This is a genomic window from uncultured Mucilaginibacter sp., from assembly GCF_937859865.1.
In the GTDB taxonomy this organism is placed as follows: Bacteria; Bacteroidota; Bacteroidia; order Sphingobacteriales; family Sphingobacteriaceae; genus Mucilaginibacter_A.
Window position 1 is genome coordinate 1 of record NZ_CALMAT010000008.1, and the last position, 18,010, is coordinate 18,010.

Below are 18,010 nucleotides of genomic sequence, written 5' to 3' on the forward strand. Positions count from 1 at the left end.
CCTTTTGACAAAATGTAATTGGAAGAACCGTTAAAAATCCCGCTAATGGAATACAGCAACTCGTTATCGTAATATTCTTCTAAATTCCGAATGATGGGAATACTGCCGCAAACTGCGCCTTCGTACAACAGCGAGGTTCCGTACTGGTGCAGCAAATCAATCAGTTCTGACAAATGCTGCGCAATCATTTTTTTATTGGCCGAAACTACATTTTTGCCTGCTTTGATCGCTGCGGAAACAATTTCAAAAGCAGCATCTGCATCGTTAATCAGTTCGACAACCGTGTTGATTTCCGGGTTTTGAAGGATACTGTTTTTATCGGTAGAAAATAAGTATTGCGGCAAGGAGCGTTCTTTCGTGGCATCTTTGATCACAAATTTGATAATCTCCAGGTTTAAATGTTTTGTTTTGATAATATCGTACAAACCCTGGCCAACCACACCAAAACCAAAAAGGCCGATATTTAATTTTTTACTCATAAGGATTTAGGCCGTGCCGGATAAAAGGACAGGCTTTACTATAACTTGTTGTTTTAAAAAAGAATGTATGATTTTACTTAAAGCTTCTGTTTCTATTAAAAAACCATCATGGCCAAATAAGGATTCTACCTCGGCAAAAGCAGCACCGGGAATATTGCGGTAAAGAAAGCGTTGTTCGTCTGGCGGAAAAAGAATATCAGAAGCAATGGCAATAATCAATGTTTTGGCTTTAATTCGTCCCAGGGCACTTTCTAAACTCAGCCTGTTTCGTGCCACATTATGGCTGTCCATTGCTTTAGTTAAATACCAGTAACTGTATGCATTAAAGCGGTTTACCAATTTTTGTCCCTGGTAATTTTGGTAGGAAGAAGCGTTGAAAGAATCTCTTTTTTGCAAATCATCGTCTGCTTGCGTAACAGCATAAGTTTGATAGCTGCGGTAAGAAAGCAAGGCCAAACTGCGTGCTGCTTTTAGCCCGATATTTCCTCCGTTTGGTACGCTTTTATAAAAGGTAGGATCGGCAGCAATAGCCAGCCGTTGCGATTCGTTAAAGGCAATTCCCCAGGGAGAATGTTTGGCGTTGCTGGCCAAAACAATCAAGCGGTTCATTTTTTCAGGTTCTGCAATTGCCCATTCCAAAGCTTGTTGTCCACCCAAAGAACCACCGATTAGCGTTTCAATCTGTTCAATTTCTAAATGTTTGGCCAGCAATTGATGTGCTTTAACCACATCACGAATGGTAAATTCGGGAAAAGTTAGAAAATAAGGTTCTTCATTTTTTGGGTGGATACTTAGCGGATTGGTGGTCCCATAAGCAGAACCCAGAATGTTGGCGCAAACAATAAAATGTTCCTGCGGGTTGAACAAAGCTTTTTCGCCAAACAAACCCGGCCACCAGTCCAATACATCAGAATTTGCGGTTAAAGCATGACAAACCCAAACCACATTGTTTTTTTCGGAATTGAGATGGCCAAAAGTATGGTAAGCAATATTAAGGCCGGGCAAATGCTTACCAGATTCTAAAGTAAAACGATCAGTGCTTGTAAATTTTTGTAAGCTCATCAATAAAATTAAGGTTCGGCCAAAACCAATTTAAATAAGCTGATTAGCAATAAGATATTGCTAATCAGCTTATTTATTTTATACCAATTCTGTTTCCAGTTGCGTAACCAGGGCAAAAGCTTGTTCAAAATCGGCTTTAATATCATCAATATGTTCGATGCCAACTGCCACGCGCAAAGCATTTGGTTTTACGCCCGCAGCCAATTGTTCTTCGGCCGACAGTTGCTGATGGGTGGTTGCAGAAGGCTGGATAATTAAAGTTTTAGTATCGCCGACATTGGCTAAATGGCTAACCAGTTTTAAACTATCTACAAAACGTATCGCTCTTTCTTTTTCGCCTTTCAACTCAAAAGACAAAACAGCGCCAAAACCATTTTTCAGATATTTTTTGGCGAGGGAATGATACGGAGAAGATTCCAATCCTGGATAATTCACTTTCTCCACTTCCGGATGCGCTTCCAGCCATTGCGCCAGTTCCAACGCATTTTCTACGTGCCGCTGCACACGCAGAGAAAGCGTCTCCAATCCTTGCAACAATAAAAACGAGTTGAACGGAGATTGGGAAGGGCCAAAATCGCGCAAACCTTCTACACGTGCACGAATGATAAACTGAATATTGCCCATCGCACTGTCTACACCAAAAATATCCGAGAAAACAATGCCGTGATAACCTTCTGCAGGTTCTGAAAATTGTGGATATTTTCCATTTCCCCAATTGTAGTTTCCGCCGTCCACAATCACACCACCAATACTGGTTCCGTGTCCGCCAATCCATTTCGTTGCCGATTCAACCACGATGTTTGCGCCATGTTCTAACGGCCGGAACAAATAACCACCGGCACCAAAAGTATTGTCTACCACCAAAGGCAGATCATGCTTTTTGGCGATAGCGGCAATGGCTTCAAAATCAGGAACATTAAATTCAGGGTTACCAATTGTTTCGATATAAATGGCTTTTGTTTGATCGTTTATTAAAGCTTCAATGCTTGCTGCTTTGTCATCTTTTGCAAATCGCGCTTCAACCCCCAAACGTTTAAAACCAACTTTAAACTGATTGTAACTTCCACCGTAAATAAAAGGGGAAGTAACAAAGTTGTCGCCTGTTTGCAGGATATTATTTAAAGCGATAAACTGCGCTGCCTGCCCGGAAGCAGTAGCCAAAGCCGCAACGCCACCTTCTAAAGCTGCAATCCGCTTTTCGAAAACATCTGTTGTCGGGTTCATAATCCGGGTATAAATGTTCCCAAATTCTTTTAACGCGAAAAGATTGGCACCATGTTCCGAACTGTTAAAAACGTAAGAAGTAGTTTGATAAATAGGTACAGCGCGGGAACCGGTAACCGGATCAACTTCCTGACCGGCATGAAGTTGTAAGGTTTCAAATTTATGTGATGCTTGAGTTGCCATTTTTGTTTTTTTAGATTGAAAAATTTGGTTTGTGGTTTATTGATATGCAGGAGAAACTGCCGCAAATTAATTGATGCTTAACTTATTATGCTGCGTTAGCAGCAACACATTCGGTTAAACCAAATACCAAAACTTGTTTTTTTGATGGCAGTTTTGCTGCTTTGCGTTGGGAAGATGCTGTTTTTATACATGTTTTTTTATCAATTTATATTTCCCGGGGTTATTTTCCGGGCCAGGAATTGGCACCTTCTCGCTTTTGCAAGGGTTGCCAGTGGGTTGCAGAGCCTGATCTCTCGCCACTTCTTTATAAACCAAAACCTGCGAGAGGTTGGGTTAGAATGGTATCGCTACCAAATATTGTTTCAAATGTATAAACAGAAATGATAAAAATCCAAATTTCGTTCTTTTTAATTTCAAATAGCAGTTAAACCAGTGGTTAAATCTTCTACCAAATCTTCGATATTTTCTAATCCCACTGAAGCACGAATGAGGTTTTGTGGCGTTTTCGTATCTGGCCCTTCCACAGAAGCACGATGTTCAATCAAACTTTCTACGCCGCCCAAACTGGTTGCCTGGGTAAATATTTTCAGTTTGTTGATAACGGCCAATGCTTCTTTTGCACCACCTTTTATCAGGAAAGACAACATGCCGCCGCCTGCTGACATTTGTTTTTGGGCGATTTTAAATTGTGGGTGAGAAGCTGCACCGGGATAAAAAACACGCTCTACTTTTGGATGGTTTTCTAAAAAAGCTGTCAGTTTCGTTGCATTTTCTACGTGTCCTTTTATTCGATATGGCAAAGTTTTAATACCCCGAACGGTTATGTAACAATCAAAAGGGCCGGGAACGGAGCCGCCCATTTCCTGGATCTGCTTCAACTTTAACCACCATTCATCAGCTTCCCGGGCAACTAAAGCGCCACCCAAAACGTCGCTGTGCCCGCCCAAATATTTTGTGGTTGAGTGCATAACGAGATCGGCTCCCAAATCCAGCGGACGTTGTAAAACAGGCGTGGCAAAAGTATTGTCGCATACTGTTTTTACCGATGCTTTTTTGGCAATAGCGGCAATAGCGGTAATATCCGTGATTTTTAAAAGCGGATTGGAAGGCGTTTCTACCCAAATCAGTTTTGTGTTTGGTTTGATGGAAGCTTCAACCAATTCCAAATCGTTCAAATCAATAAAATCAAACTCCAGCTTGTCGGCAAAAATTTTTTTTAACTGATTGCGCAAACCATGATACATATCGTTGGGGCAAATCAAATGGCTTCCGGGTTCTAAAGATTGAAAAACCGTCATTCCCGCTGCATTTCCCGAAGAAAAAGCCGCCGCCGCCGTGCCGTTTTCCAACTTGGCCAACACGTTTTCCAGCGAGTTCCGGTTCGGGTTATTGCTCCTGCCATAAGAATATCCGGTTGGATAAGAGCCATCATCGGCACGCTCAAATGTGGTTGATAAAGTAATCGGCTGGATCACGGCTTTGTTTCCCTGGTCCAACTGGTTTCCGGCATGTATGGCTATCGTTTCTATCTTCATACTTCTTTTATCGGGTAAAAATTGGTGTCGCAAAAGGCTGCAAAATCAGAAAAAACTTTTATAAATCCTGCTTTAATCAGTTTTAATGGCGTTCACAATCAATCCAATGTAAAAAACATCGGTAAAAGAAGCATGTTGTTGTAGGCGGCAACCCTAACAAAGCTCCTTTGCCGTTTTAATCGTATTTTTGCGCAAATAATAATTGTTATGCCTGATACTTTACAGGGCTTGATCAACAGTCCAAGGCTTTCTCCGCAACATCGCGCCATTGCTGCAAAAGTCCTTCAAAATGAAAGGATTACGTTTGAAGAAGGTGTGTTTTTATATGAAAATGGCGAGCTGCCTTTTCTCGGAATTCTGGCCAATTATATCCGCGAAAAACGCCACGGCAACAACACTTTTTTTAACCGAAATTTCCATATCGAACCCACCAATTTGTGTGTTTACGATTGCAAATTCTGCTCGTATTCGCGTTTATTAAAACAGCGTTCAGAAGGTTGGGAATACACGATGGACGATATGTTTAACATTGTAAAAAAGTACGACGGGCAGCCGGTTACCGAAGTGCATATCGTTGGCGGCGTATTGCCGCAGTATGATGTTCCGTTTTATCAGGAACTGTTTAGCCGGATCAGAAACCACCGTTCTGACTTGCATATCAAAGCTTTAACGCCGGTAGAATACCATTACATCTTCAAAAAAGCGAAGATTAATTATGCCGAAGGAATGCGGTTGATGCAGGAAGCTGGTTTGCAATCTATCCCTGGCGGCGGCGCTGAAATTTTTCATCCCGAAGTGCGCGAGTTGATTGCGAAAGATAAATGTACGGCCGATCAATGGCTGGCAATCCACGAAGAATGGCACAAGCTGGGCGGACGGTCAAACGCGACAATGTTGTACGGACATATTGAAAAGTTTTGGCACCGGATAGATCATATGGAACGTTTGCGCCAATTGCAGGATAAAACGGGAGGTTTTCAAACTTTTATTCCGTTGAAATTTAGGAACCAGGATAACCAAATGTCGCACGTGCCGGAAACTACGGTGATTGAAGATTTAAGGAATTACGCAATTTCACGGATTTATCTCGATAATTTTGATCACATTAAAGCTTATTGGGCGATGATCAGCCGGAACACGGCGCAACTTTCACTCAATTTTGGTGTAGACGATATTGACGGAACGCTGGACGATACAACTAAAATTTATTCGATGGCCGGGGCAGAGGAACAACACCCGGGAATGACGACGAAAGAACTGGTGGAACTGATTAAACAAGTTGGCCGAGTTCCTATTGAGCGCGATACGTTGTACAATGTGGTTACCAACTACCAGGATTTCCAGTTTGAGGACGAAGTAAAGCCTCAATTTTATAAATTGCCCGTTCTAAACTAATTTTTTGTTTAAAACGACGCAAAACTGATACTTCTTTTAATGACTAAAAAAACGCTTTACATTATCCGCCACGGTGAAACCGACCTGAACAAAGCAGGGATTGTACAAGGCCGCGGCATGAACACCGATTTAAACGAAACTGGCCGCAAGCAAGGCGAAGCGTTTTACAAGGCTTATAAAAATATTCCTTTCGATAAAATTTACACTTCTGAACTGAAACGCACACACCAAACTGTACAACATTTTATTGACAGCGGCATTCCCTGGCAGCAATTATCCGGTTTGGACGAGATGGCTTGGGGAAAATACGAAGGCAAAGCTGTAAGCGAAGAAACTCGCGGCCGGTTCAAAAAAATTATGCAAAGCTGGAAAGACGGCGAATTGGATGTACGTTTTGAAGACGGCGAAAGCCCGAACGAAGTACAAACCCGGCAAAAAGTTGCGCTGGAAGAAATCATGGACCATCCGGAAGAAAAAACAGTTTTGATTTGCATGCATGGCCGGGCAATGCGGCTTTTTCTTTGTTTGTTAAATGAATTGCCACTGACCGAAATGGACAATTATCCGCACCGAAACACCACCTTGTACAAAGTCAATTTTGATGGTGAAAAGTTCCATATTGAGGACTTTAACAATACGGACCACCTTAAATATTTACTATAATATTTTTTAAGCAATGCTTCTTTTACCGGCAATATTTTCGGTATCAAAGCTTGCAATATTTTTGATTTATACCTTTTATTTTGATAAATAATATTCGCATTTCTGCTGTTAGTTATACCAATACCAAACCTTTTATTTATGGTTTACAGCATGATCCTATCCAAAACCGTATTGATTTAAGCTTAGATACGCCTTCAGATTGTGCCCAAAAACTAATTGATAATAAAGCAGATATAGGATTGATACCAGTTGCGGCTTTGTTAAACTTGCCATATTGGCATATTGTTTCTGATTATTGTATTGGCGCGGTTGGTGCGGTTAATTCTGTATTTATTTTTAGCAACTGTGCGATTGAAGATGCAAATATTATTCAGTTGGATCCGGAATCAAGATCGTCTAATAACCTGGCAAAAGTGTTGTTGAAAAACTATTGGAAAGTTGATCCGAAGCAACTCATAAATGCTGTGGATTACGCCAATTCTACCAATGTAAAAACAGCATTCGTGCAAATTGGTGACCGTACTTTCGGCAAGAAAAACAAGTTTCCCTACGTTTATGATTTGGCCGAAGTTTGGCAACAGTTAACGGGTTTGCCTTTTGTTTTTGCGGCCTGGGTTGCCAATAAACCAATTGACCCTGAATTTATGGCTGCCTTTAATAAAGCTTTAAAAGCGGGTTTGGATGAGCGGGAAGAATTGCTGAAACAACTGCCTGTTTACCCGAATTTTGATTTGCGCGATTATCTTTTCAATAAATTGGATTTCAACTTAACAGAAGATAAACGACAAGCTTTGAATTTGTTCTTGGACTACATCAAAAAACTATAGGTAAAAGAAGCATGGCTTATTTGCTGTTCATCGGCAAAATCAAATCCTGGTGGTTGTTTACCGCTTTGTTCACATCGGTAGAAACTGGGTACATTTTCATTTCTTCATCTGGATAAGAGTCGCAAAGTTTGATGAGTTCGGCAGGAGGAACATCATCGGCCAGCCACAGTTTTTCTTCTTCTTTGGTTAAGATAACCGGCATCCGGTTATGCAAGGTTGCAACTTGTTCGTTTGGTGTGGTGGTTAAAATGGTAAAAGATTCGTAAACCTCTTTTTTGTCCTCACTTTTCCACTGCGACCATAAACCGGCAAAAGCAAAGGCATTTCTATTCAACAACACAAAACGGTACGGCAGCTTCTTTTTGCCTTCCGTTTTCCACTCGTAAAAACCATCTGCCAAAACCAAGCAGCGTTTATTGTGGATCATTAAAGGCTTGTAAGTGTTGTTTTCTAACACGGTTTCCTGCCGCGCGTTCATCATCGAATAGCTGCTTTTTTTGTCTTTCGCCCAAAATGGAACCAGGCCAAAATGAAATAGCTGTATTGCTTCCGGCTTTTGGGAGATGATGACCGGTGCCAGTTGCGTAGGCGCCAGGTTATAGCTTTGCCGGTACTGCTCGTCAATCGTTTTTGCCTCAAACTCGGCCAGCAAGGCTTTGTCTTCCTGCGTCATGGTAAATCTTGCACACATTGTTTTCGTTTTTTGGTCTTAAATCTTTACACCAATTTTTTGCCGGTAAAAACAGTATGCCGGCGTAAATCTTTCAAACCAACATAACCCTTTTTCCATAACTTTTGATTGGAGAAATCCGTATAAAAGCCATTAAAGCTAAATTTATGTTTTATAAAGGTGTTACGATTGGGTTGGATTTTGATGGAACGGTAGTTACACACGAGTTTCCAAAGATTGGGAAAGACATTCCGCATTGCATCAAAACGCTGAAAAAAATAACAGACGAAGGCGGAAAAATTATTTTGATTACGATGCGCAGCGGCAGAAAACTCCAGGAAGCTGTCGCTTACTTATCGTACCACGAAATCCCTTTGTATGGCGTAAACCATAATCCCCGGCAGGAGCATTATTCCAAATCGCCAAAAATTTACGCTAATATTTATATTGATGACGCCGCTTTGGGTTGCCCATTAACCTTTAGCGAGTTGAGCGGCAAGGCTTATGTAGATTGGCTGCAGGTACAGAAATACCTTTTCCCGAAACAAGGTAAAGAATTGCTGAAAAATGCGTTGATGGAAGAACCGGTTTATGATTTGGTTGTCGATAAAGGCAGTCCAAATAAATTCGTTAATTTTTTCATTAGCATGTTTTGAAGATCTAATTCCAGGATTAATAGCATGATAAAATGCTTTCTAAAAATGGAAATCATTTTTACAGTAGTAAAAGAAGCATTTTATATTATTATTTATGCTGTTTATCTTTCTCATACTCAAGAATGCAGTTTAAAAAAAGTCTGTGAAACTTATTAATTTTAATCCAAAGATAGAAGGTAGAAAGAACTACTTGACCAAAGTGAACTTCGTTTATATCGTCTTTTACTTTTTTAAAAATTCTTGGATCTTTGCTTTTGTGAAAAGCAGTATTGTTTCGAATGTCACCAAGCATTTTTAAAAATTCATCATTGATAAGTCTAAAAATATCTGCGATGTTATCAAATTCATACAAATATCGTTCTGAATAAGGCATTGCTGCCATTTTTACCCTAAACTTTTTACTTAAAAAGTATCTGCTATCATCTAAGAATTCATAAAGAGTTCCTGCAAGAAGTCTTACTATTAAATTCTCCTCAGCCTGGTTTGTATTGGTCCAAATATTTGCTAAACCTACTATATCTAAAATAGCGTATTTGTAAAATAAAATACTATCAATAATAACCGATTTAGCCCCAGATCCATGTAATTTAACAAGAAGATCGTTTCCTGCTTCCAAAGCATTTATATCAGATAAAATTTGAGGAACAAATTTTTTATAAAGATGATTAAATTTCTTTTTTAGCCTTTTTTCCTTTCTACTAATAAAATATTTTTTTAAAAATTCTATCATGTTTACCAATAAATATAGGTATCTGTTTTTTTAGTAATATAAGTTGCAGTGTGTTTTTGTACCTCTCGCTACCAATATATCAAACCAATCTCAAACCAGATTTTAATCTAAAAAAGGGTCTTGAACCGATGCCATGTTTAAAATCATTTAAAAAACATACTCTTTTGCAGGCAAATATCCATTTTGTCCAACTTTCACAAAAAAGCTATTTAATAAAGATAGAGTTTTTGTATAAAGCAAATATTGTGAAACATAAAAACGGCCTCAACTTACGAAGTTAAGGCCGTTTATAACTTGTACACCCATCAGGATTCGAACCTGAGACCGACGGTTTAGAAAACCGTTGCTCTATCCAGCTGAGCTATGGGTGCATTTTTTGATACTTCTTTTACCACATAAAATTTAGTGCCATAAAAGAAGCACAAAATTATAAAATTATCGTTTCCGGTCAACGGTAAAAATTAATTTTATCATCGCCGGTGAAAACAATTGGAGCTTATAAAATTATTTTGTTTTGATGGTTGACCCATTGCGTATTTCATCCGTAGCAGTTTTTACCAATTGGTCGCCTTCGTTTAGTTTTCCGTAAATTTCTACCTGGTTGCCGCCTTCGCGGCCTTTTTTTACATCAACCCATTGTGCTTTGTTGTTGATCACCCGAACCACAAAAACTTTTTCGGTGGAAGTAACCAAAGCTGTTTTGGGGATCAAAAAAGTACTGTCGGAAGACGGAAGCGGAAGGTTTACTTCGGCATACATGCCCGGCAACAATTTTTTTCGGTCGTTGTAAACGTCCATTTCCAGCCTTTCCGAACGCAGCCGCTCATCCAAAGCGCCAGCCATCCGTTTTACTTTGGCTTTAAATAGTTGGCTGGGCAAAGCTTTTACGCTAAAACTCACCTCGTCGTTCATCTTTAAAAAACCGGTGTACAGTTCGGGTACAGAAACCACCAACCTTAAACGCTTTTGTTCCTGCAAAACAAACAACGGCACTTCAGAACCTTTGCCCGAAGGCCCAACATAAGCGCCGGGATTGATGTTACGCGCACTCACTACACCATTAAAAGGCGCACGGATATCCAGATAAGCGCGGGTAGCGGCAATAGATTGATAGGCAGCTTTTGCTGCATTCAGTTCTGCTTCGTCAGAATTTTTGCGGGCAGCCGCTTTGTCAATATCGTTTTTAGAAATCGTTCCCGGCGTTTTTGCGGTTTCAACAAAACGGTTATAATTGGAGTTACTGGCCGTATAAATGGCTTTCAGCGATTGCAGTTTGGATTGTGCCGCTGCCAAATTTGAGTTGATTTCTGGTGCTTCCATACTCACCAGCAACTGGCCTTTTTTTACTTCGGAACCTACATCTACGTAAACCTTTTTTACAAAACTGCTTTCTTTGGCATACAAATCTACCTGTTGGTATGGTGTTAGTTCTCCCGGAATTTCGAGCTTAGTAGAAAGCATCCCTTTTTTTAAAGAAATGGTTTCTAAAGGGGCAGGCTTAATGCTTTCCTGCTGATCTGTTTGTTCCTGTGAGGTATTATTATCTTTTGTATGACAAGAACTTATCAAACCAGTAAAACTGATCAAGCCGATTAGCAAAAAGGCTTTAAGCAGGTTGTTCTTGTTCGGTTGCGTTTTCATAAAGTGATGGAATATAGTGTTTACTCTCTTTATCTTCAGGATCTAAAGAAACAGAATCTGTGGTGGCATTGCCTTGCAACCAGGCAAAAGCAAGCGGCAAAATCAACAAAGCGGCAAAAGTAGAAGCAATGAGGCCGCCGATAACCGCACGTGCCAGCGGCGAGGCTTGGTCTCCGCCTTCGCCCAAACCGGATGCCATTGGAATCATCCCCACGATCATAGCTAAACTGGTCATTAAAATTGGACGCAACCGCAAAGCAGCGGCTTCTTTTGCAGATTCTAACGCGTTTCCGTTGTGCATCCGCAAATGTTCTGCGTTCGTAACCATCAACACCGCATTGGAAACAGACACGCCAACAGACATGATCATGCCCATATACGATTGCAGGTTTAAAGTTGAACCGGTTAAAAGAAGCATCAGCATCGAACCCATCAACACAGCCGGAACGGTAGACAGCACCACCAGTGAAACTTTAAAAGACTGGAAATTTGCGGCCAGCATCAAAAAGATCACAACAATTGCAACGATTAAACCTGATTGCAAGCTGTCTAAAGTTTCTGTTAAAACCTGGCTTAACCCTTTGGTTTCTATTGTTAAACCTTTGGGCAGTTTTCCTAAAGATTTAACTGCTTTTTGCACATCGTCTGTTGCCGTGCCCAAGTCCATGTGGTTTAAATTGGCCGTAACCGAAAGCATGGGCAAAGCGCCTACATTGTCGTTTTCGCCATAAGTTGTTCCTTGTTTTAGATCGGCAACATCGCCTAAATTCGGGCGTGGCTGATTGTTCAGCAAAGATATTTCGCGTATATCATTCATGCTTGCCATTTTATATTCAGGCACTTCCACTTGTACGCTGTAAGTTTGCCCGGCTTTTTCGTCCAACCAAATATTTTTTTCGGTAAACCGGGACGATGAAGTGGAAGCGATCAAAGAACGGGAAACATCAGAAACATCTAAACCTAACTGTGCAGCCCGTGTCCGGTCGATATTGATATCAATGCTTGGGTATTTGACCGATTGCCCTAACTGTACATCTCTTAAATAACTGATTTTTTGCAGTTTATCCTGAACCTTTAAAGCGTATTCTTCGTTTTGCTTTTTGTTTTTCCCTAAAATACGCACTTCAATTGGGGTTGGCGAACCCTGGCTTAAAATTTTGTCTGTTAGTTCTATCGGTTCAAAAGACAGCTTTACATCCGGCATCGCTGCTTTCATTTTATGCCGGAACCTTTCTTTCAAATCGTCTAAATTTGTTTTATAATCTTCGCTTAGGTTCACTTGTAAAACGGCTTCTTGTGGGCCGGCCATAAACAAATAGATGGGGCTGGTAGAGTATGCCCCGGGGTGCTGACCAACAAAGGCCGAAGTAATGGCCACATTTTTTGCACCAACCATATCATTCAACACCTGTAGTGTTTTTACCACATCTTCTTCGGTGCGTTCTAAACGTGTGCCGTCTGGCGCCCTTAACCGCACTTGAAATTGTCCACCGTTCACTTTTGGCAAAACATCTCTTCCAATGGTAGATAATAAGATTGCGGTGATACCAATTGCTAAAATCGCGTAAGCAGAAACTACAATGCGGCGGTTGTTAAATAGGCGGTTCATCAAGCCTAGGTAACGGGAACGGAACTTATCAAATTTAGAAGACTGATTTTTGGGATCTGCCGATGCTTCTTTTAGCAGTACTTTTTTCTGTTCCCAGGTATCGCCTTCGCCGGTTGCCTTGTAATCTTTTTCGTGTTCGTCAATCTCGTGGCCTTTCATCATCCAATTGGCCATAATCGGAACGAAGGTTTGAGCCAAAAGGTAAGAAGTGATCATGGAGAAGCCGATAGCCAGCGCGAGCGGCAAAAACAAAGCACCTGGAATGCCTTTCATGGTAATGGCCGGCGCAAACACGGCCAGGATACAAAACAGGATCAGCAATTTTGGGAAAGCAATTTCCTTACAGGCATCCCAAATGGCCAGGCTTTTCGGTTTGCCCATATCCAAATGCTGGTGAATATTTTCGATGGTTACCGTTGATTCATCCACCAAAATTCCGATGGCCAAAGATAAACCACTCAAAGTCATGATATTGATGGTTTGATGGAACAGGTATAAAAACATTACACCAGAAATCAAAGAAATCGGAATGGTAAAGATTACGATCAGTGCTGCGCGCCTGTCGCCCAAAAACAGTAGCACCATTAATCCGGTTAAAACTGCACCAATGGCACCTTCGGTTACCAAACTTTTTACGGCATTGATTACGTAAACCGATTGATCAAACTCATAACTCAACTTTACATCGTCCGGCAATAAACTTTGCAAGCGTGGCAAAGCTTTTTTCAGGTTTTGAACAACTTCCCAGGTTGAAGCATCAGCCGATTTGGTAATGGCGATGTAAACAGATCTTTTACCGTTTACCAAGGCATAACTGCTGGTGATATCGGCAGCATCTTCTACAGAAGCAACATCCCTTAGGAAAACAGTTTGGACACTGCCTTTATAAATCGGGATGTTTTCAAAATCTTTTACTGTTTTTATGGTAGTATTTGTGGGCGTGAGGTAGTTGAGGTTTCCGATACGCACGTTCCCGGCCGGTGAAGTTTGGTTGTTGTCGCGAAGGGCGGCAACAATTTGATCAGGCGTTAGGTTGTGCGAACGCAGTAGTTCCGGGTCCACTTTGATTACCACTGTCCGAACGTTTCCGCCAAAAGGGGCAGGCGCAACCAAACCGGGAATAGAAGTAAATGCCGAACGGATATACACATTGGCCATGTCTTGCAATTCGTTATTACTTCTTGTAGAACTTCGCAATACCAATTCGCCAACAGGTAATGTTGAAGCATCAAAACGCAAGATAAAAGGCGGCTGCGACCCAGGCGGAAAAATAGCTTGTGCCCGGTTGGCAAAAGCAGTTACTTCGGCAGCGGCCTGCGCCATATTTGTTCCTTCATAAAACGTTAATTTCATCAATGTTAAGCCTTGTATATTTCTGGTTTCTATACTTTTAACTCCCGAAACATAAAGCATCAGGTTAACATACTGCTTGCCAAAATATGCTTCCATTTGTGATGGTGTATAACCGCCGAAAGGATGCGAAACGTAGATGACAGGCAGGTTCAAATCCGGGAAAATATCAATCTTGATATTGCGGATGGCGTTCAGCCCAAAAAAGAAAACTCCGGCTACAATAACTAAAATTGTGATTGGTTTTCTAAGTGCACTTTTTATTAATCCCATATTGCTCGCGTTCTATATACTTCTTTTACCGGGATAAAATTGGTTTAAAATTCATTGAAAAACATTCCGAAATCTCCGCTTGCAGCAGCTTTATAAAGCAAAGCCTGCCAAACATTGTTGTTAGCAATGTCGCGGTCGGTTTCGGCACGGTTCAACGTGTACAAAGCTTGTGTTACATCTACAATAGTTGCCAGACCGTTTTTATACAAAACCGTTTTTTGCAGGTACGCATCCGATGCTGCTTTTAACCCAATCGGTGCTTCCTGGTAATTTTTTAAAGCGTTTTGAATGCGTGTTCTCGACAAAATTAACTGGCTGCCCAACTGCTGGTTTACCAAGTTGTATTCGTTTTTTAATCCTTCCGAAGTAAACTTTTGTGCTTTCACCTGCTCATGGATACGTAAAATTTGAGTGAGGTTCCAGGTTACGCCAATACCGACCAGATAATTGGAACGCGTTGGGTTTACACCATCAAAATAATTTTGGGTGTAAATGGTTTGGTTGAGGCTGTAGTTGCTAAAACCTGAAGCGCGACTTTGGAAAACACTAAACAAAGTAAAAGTTGGATAATTAAACGTATGCAGGTATTTCTCCCGTTCGGAACTGATTGTAACTCGGTTTTGAAAATAGCGCAGTGTAGGATGGTTTTCAATATTTAAATTGGTTGCCGTATCCAGCGTTTTTGGGATTTGGTTGACAAAAGCGCTGTCCAAAACAAAATCTACAGGCGTAACGGCGAGGTATTGCGACAATTGGTTGCCTTGCTGCTGCACCACATCCTGTGCGTTGGTCAAAGCAATTTGTGCGCTGGAAACTTCGGCATTGGCCAAAGAAGAATCAACGCCGGGGTTTAAACCACTTTTAACGCGGGCAACAATTACATTGCGCAAAGCAAGCGCACGTTGCAGGTTTTTTTCCTGCGAACGGCTTAACTGTTGCGAAGCCAGCAAATTAAGGTAAGCAGCAGAAACACGGATTTCGTGTTGAAACTGCTCTTGTACAAAATCGCTTTGGTCTAAGTTTACCTGTTTTGCAGCTACTTTTATCCTTTCTTTTGATTTTCCAAATGAGAAAAAATCCCAGTTTACGTTGGTCAAATACAAGCCACCAAAAGCAGCGTTCCAGTTTTGTTCGGTTAAAATCGGCCCGCCAGAAGCGACGCCCAATCCGCCAAAACCATAGTATGGGCCATATTGCGAATTTACTGTTCCGAAATCGTTCTGCCCCGACAAGGTTAGGTTTGGCAAATATTCGCGCTTAGTTGCTTTATAAGTTGCTGCCGATGCCTGTGCATAATTGGCCTTTGCTTTGATGGTGCCATAATTTTGCAGCGCGTTTTGTACAGCTTCTTTTAAAGTCAGTATTTTTTGCTGTGCAAAAACAGCAGGGCAGGCACTTAACAAAAACATCAGGCATAACCCCTGGCGAAAAATAGTCCGGTAGCACATCAATTGTTATGATGATAAAATTTGGCGGTACAAAAATCTTCAGCAATAAGGATAAAATTGCACCGCCAGTTTGCTTTCTGATGCGTGCAAATATAGCTTTTGCGCACTAAAGCGGTTTGTAACAACTTTATTAATGAATGCAAGAACTGTAAAACGAAACTAAATTTTTTGCCGGTAAAAACAGTATCAAAAGTTATTGCATTTTTTTCCACAATTTTAAATCCTTAACAATTTGTTAACATAGCAGCATTTACCTTTAATGTAAAATCCACCCACCCCATGTTTAGCACGCTTTTAGACTACTTTACGCCAAAAGGTAAAAAGCTTTTTTTTCCTTTGTTTGATCATGCTGCCGAAAACGTGGTGGCAATGGCCGAGCTTTTAAAAACAGCACTGTTTGAAACGCCTTTCATCAACACCAAAGACCTTTACCACAAGATAGACCGGCTGGAAAACATTGGCGATGACGTTACGCACCACATCAACATCGAGCTTGGAAAAAACTTTATTACGCCTTTTGACCGCGAAGATATCCACGCACTAACTTCTTCTATTGATGATGTGGCCGATTACATCCACGAATCGGCCAACCGCATGTTTTTGTATGATTTAAAGGAGTTTACCTCGCCAATGCAATTGCTGGCCGATCTGATTTTGCAAGCTGCAATCGAACTGCGCGCGCTGATTGATGCGTTAAAAGACATTGAACATGTGGACAAAATAACCACTTACTGCAATTCGATTTACGCCATCGAAACCAAAGCCGACCATGTTTACAACAAAGCTGTAGCTGATCTTTTTGACAATGAAAAAGACCCGATCAAAGTCATCAAATACCAGGAAGTTTTGCTTGGATTGGAAACCGCAACCGATATGTGCAAAGATGTGGTTAAAGTGGTCGAATCTATTATGATTAAAAATGGTTAGCTGTCAGCTTTCGGCTATCAGCTATTAACCATTATCTATCAGCCATTAACTATTAATTAGCTTTTTTTATCTTTAAAGCAATATTTAAATTGCTTTAAATGATTTTTGCAGAAGACCTGCTTCATTATATTTGGAAGTTCCGCTTGTATAACCAGCACAATTTAAGTACTGCGGATGGATCTCCAATTCAAATTATTTCTACTGGAAATCAGCATCATCATGCCGGCCCTGATTTTCAAAACGCAAAAATCAGGATTGGCGAAACGCTTTGGGCCGGAAATGTAGAAATCCACCTCCGCGCTTCGGATTGGATGCGGCACGAACACAGCCAGGATGCTTCGTACAACAACGTGATTTTACACGTGGTTTACAAAAACGACCTGGAGATTTTGAACCAGCAAGGTTTGAAAATGCCGGTTTTGGTGCTGGAAGACCGGATTGAAGACGCGCTGTTATTAAGGTATCAAAACCTGCTGTATGCCGAACATGTTGCCTTTCCCTGCCAAAAAACTATTCATCATATTGATGAATTTACCATCAAAAATTGGTTAGACCGGATGCTGATCGAACGCTTGGAAGAAAAATCGGCACAAGTTTTAGAAAAAGTAACTTTTTTAAAAGGCAATTGGGAAGAAGCATTTTACCAAACACTGGCTGCAAACTTCGGCTTTAAAGTAAATGCCTTGCCTTTTGAACTGTTGGCCAAAGCCTTGCCTTTAAACATTCTCGCCAAACACACGCACAAGTTATCGCAGACTGAAGCTTTGATTTTTGGCCAGGCTGGTTTTCTGAATGATCCTTCTGAGGATTTGTACGTTTTGTCCCTGCAAAAAGAGTATCAGTTTTTGCAACAGAAATACGGTTTAAAGCCGATTGAAAAACATTTGTGGAAGTTTTTGCGGTTGCGTCCACCAAATTTTCCAACCATCCGATTGGCACAATTTGCAGTTTTGATGCACCGGCAAAACCGTTTTTTGGCTGAGATTTTAAAATTAGAAAACCCGGAAAATATCAATGCTGTTTTTACCGGTATAAATCCGTCCAACTATTGGACGAACCATTACCAGTTTAATAAAGAATCCAAACCAAGTTCAAAAAAATTAGGACAGGCTTCGGCAGAAAATATCCTGATCAATACCGTTGCTGTTTTTTTGTTTGCTTACGCGAAAGAAAACCGATCCGAAAAGCACCACGAACGCGCCCTGCAACTATTAGAAAATTTGCCTTGCGAAAACAATTTTATTATCAGTAATTTTATAGAAGCAGGCGTAAAACTGAAAACCGCCGGAAACTCGCAGGCAATAATCGAACTTTATAACCATTATTGCAGTAAAAAAC

Annotated in this window: 14 protein-coding genes, 1 tRNA gene, 1 pseudogene and 1 riboswitch; of the genes and pseudogenes, 6 read left to right on the forward strand and 10 right to left on the reverse strand. The window is 40.8% G+C overall.

Annotated features, from left to right (window positions below; all coding sequences use genetic code 11):
- The 4 genes and pseudogenes from Q0192_RS01115 to Q0192_RS01130 form a co-directional block, all read right to left on the reverse strand.
- A pseudogene (locus tag Q0192_RS01115) lies at positions 1-479 on the reverse strand (homoserine dehydrogenase); the annotation flags it as partial.
- 6 nt (positions 480-485) lie between these two features.
- Positions 486-1,541, reverse strand: coding sequence for a homoserine O-acetyltransferase (gene metX, locus Q0192_RS01120; RefSeq protein WP_299284808.1), 1,056 nt, complete (start codon positions 1,539-1,541; stop codon positions 486-488).
- A gap of 78 nt (positions 1,542-1,619) precedes the next feature.
- Positions 1,620-2,948, reverse strand: coding sequence for an O-acetylhomoserine aminocarboxypropyltransferase/cysteine synthase (locus Q0192_RS01125; protein ID WP_299284811.1), 1,329 nt, complete (start codon positions 2,946-2,948; stop codon positions 1,620-1,622).
- Positions 2,949-3,150: 202 nt separating this feature from the next.
- A riboswitch (SAM riboswitch) is annotated at positions 3,151-3,261 on the reverse strand.
- A 100-nt stretch (positions 3,262-3,361) separates the two neighbouring features.
- Positions 3,362-4,483, reverse strand: a complete 1,122-nt coding sequence (locus tag Q0192_RS01130) for an aminotransferase class V-fold PLP-dependent enzyme (RefSeq protein ID WP_299284814.1) — start codon at positions 4,481-4,483, stop codon at positions 3,362-3,364.
- A 207-nt stretch (positions 4,484-4,690) separates the two neighbouring features.
- Here Q0192_RS01130 and mqnE point away from each other — a divergent pair, with 207 nt between their 5' ends.
- The 3 genes from mqnE (at position 4,691) to Q0192_RS01145 (ending at position 7,368) form a co-directional block, all read left to right on the forward strand.
- Positions 4,691-5,878, forward strand: a complete 1,188-nt coding sequence (gene mqnE, locus Q0192_RS01135) for an aminofutalosine synthase MqnE (RefSeq protein WP_299284817.1) — start codon at positions 4,691-4,693, stop codon at positions 5,876-5,878.
- A 39-nt stretch (positions 5,879-5,917) separates the two neighbouring features.
- Positions 5,918-6,541 (forward strand): histidine phosphatase family protein, encoded by a 624-nt coding sequence (locus Q0192_RS01140; protein WP_299284820.1) that lies wholly within the window; start codon positions 5,918-5,920, stop codon positions 6,539-6,541.
- A gap of 80 nt (positions 6,542-6,621) precedes the next feature.
- On the forward strand, positions 6,622-7,368 hold the full coding sequence (locus tag Q0192_RS01145; RefSeq protein ID WP_366518125.1) for a menaquinone biosynthesis protein: 747 nt from the start codon (positions 6,622-6,624) through the stop codon (positions 7,366-7,368).
- 16 nt (positions 7,369-7,384) lie between these two features.
- Here the strand turns inward: Q0192_RS01145 and Q0192_RS01150 are convergent, their stop codons facing one another.
- The gene (locus Q0192_RS01150; RefSeq protein WP_299284823.1) at positions 7,385-8,059 is read right to left on the reverse strand and encodes an SOS response-associated peptidase; all 675 of its coding nucleotides are present in this window, start codon (positions 8,057-8,059) and stop codon (positions 7,385-7,387) included.
- A gap of 146 nt (positions 8,060-8,205) precedes the next feature.
- On the opposite strand from Q0192_RS01150, the gene Q0192_RS01155 reads away from it, so the two are divergent.
- On the forward strand, positions 8,206-8,694 hold the full coding sequence (locus Q0192_RS01155) for a hypothetical protein (RefSeq protein WP_299284826.1): 489 nt from the start codon (positions 8,206-8,208) through the stop codon (positions 8,692-8,694).
- Positions 8,695-8,782: 88 nt separating this feature from the next.
- Here Q0192_RS01155 and Q0192_RS01160 read toward each other — a convergent pair whose 3' ends face one another.
- The 5 genes from Q0192_RS01160 to Q0192_RS01180 form a co-directional block, all read right to left on the reverse strand.
- Positions 8,783-9,424, reverse strand: coding sequence for a hypothetical protein (locus Q0192_RS01160; RefSeq protein ID WP_299284829.1), 642 nt, complete (start codon positions 9,422-9,424; stop codon positions 8,783-8,785).
- 297 nt (positions 9,425-9,721) lie between these two features.
- A tRNA-Arg gene (locus Q0192_RS01165) sits at positions 9,722-9,795 on the reverse strand.
- 133 nt (positions 9,796-9,928) lie between these two features.
- The gene (locus tag Q0192_RS01170; protein WP_299284832.1) at positions 9,929-11,065 is read right to left on the reverse strand and encodes an efflux RND transporter periplasmic adaptor subunit; all 1,137 of its coding nucleotides are present in this window, start codon (positions 11,063-11,065) and stop codon (positions 9,929-9,931) included.
- A complete protein-coding gene (locus Q0192_RS01175; protein ID WP_299284835.1) occupies positions 11,031-14,297 on the reverse strand; it encodes an efflux RND transporter permease subunit in 3,267 nt (1,088 codons plus the stop codon). The genes Q0192_RS01170 and Q0192_RS01175 overlap by 35 nt, the downstream gene beginning before the upstream one ends.
- 44 nt (positions 14,298-14,341) lie before the next feature.
- Entirely contained in the window at positions 14,342-15,745 is a 1,404-nt protein-coding gene (locus Q0192_RS01180; protein ID WP_299284839.1) for a TolC family protein, read from the reverse strand.
- Between the two features lie 279 nt (positions 15,746-16,024).
- Between Q0192_RS01180 and Q0192_RS01185 the strand changes: the two genes are divergently transcribed.
- Positions 16,025-16,672, forward strand: a complete 648-nt coding sequence (locus tag Q0192_RS01185) for a DUF47 family protein (protein ID WP_299284841.1) — start codon at positions 16,025-16,027, stop codon at positions 16,670-16,672.
- Positions 16,673-16,770: 98 nt separating this feature from the next.
- On the forward strand, positions 16,771-18,010 hold a 1,240-nt coding region (locus tag Q0192_RS01190; RefSeq protein WP_299284844.1), incomplete at its 3' end, for a DUF2851 family protein.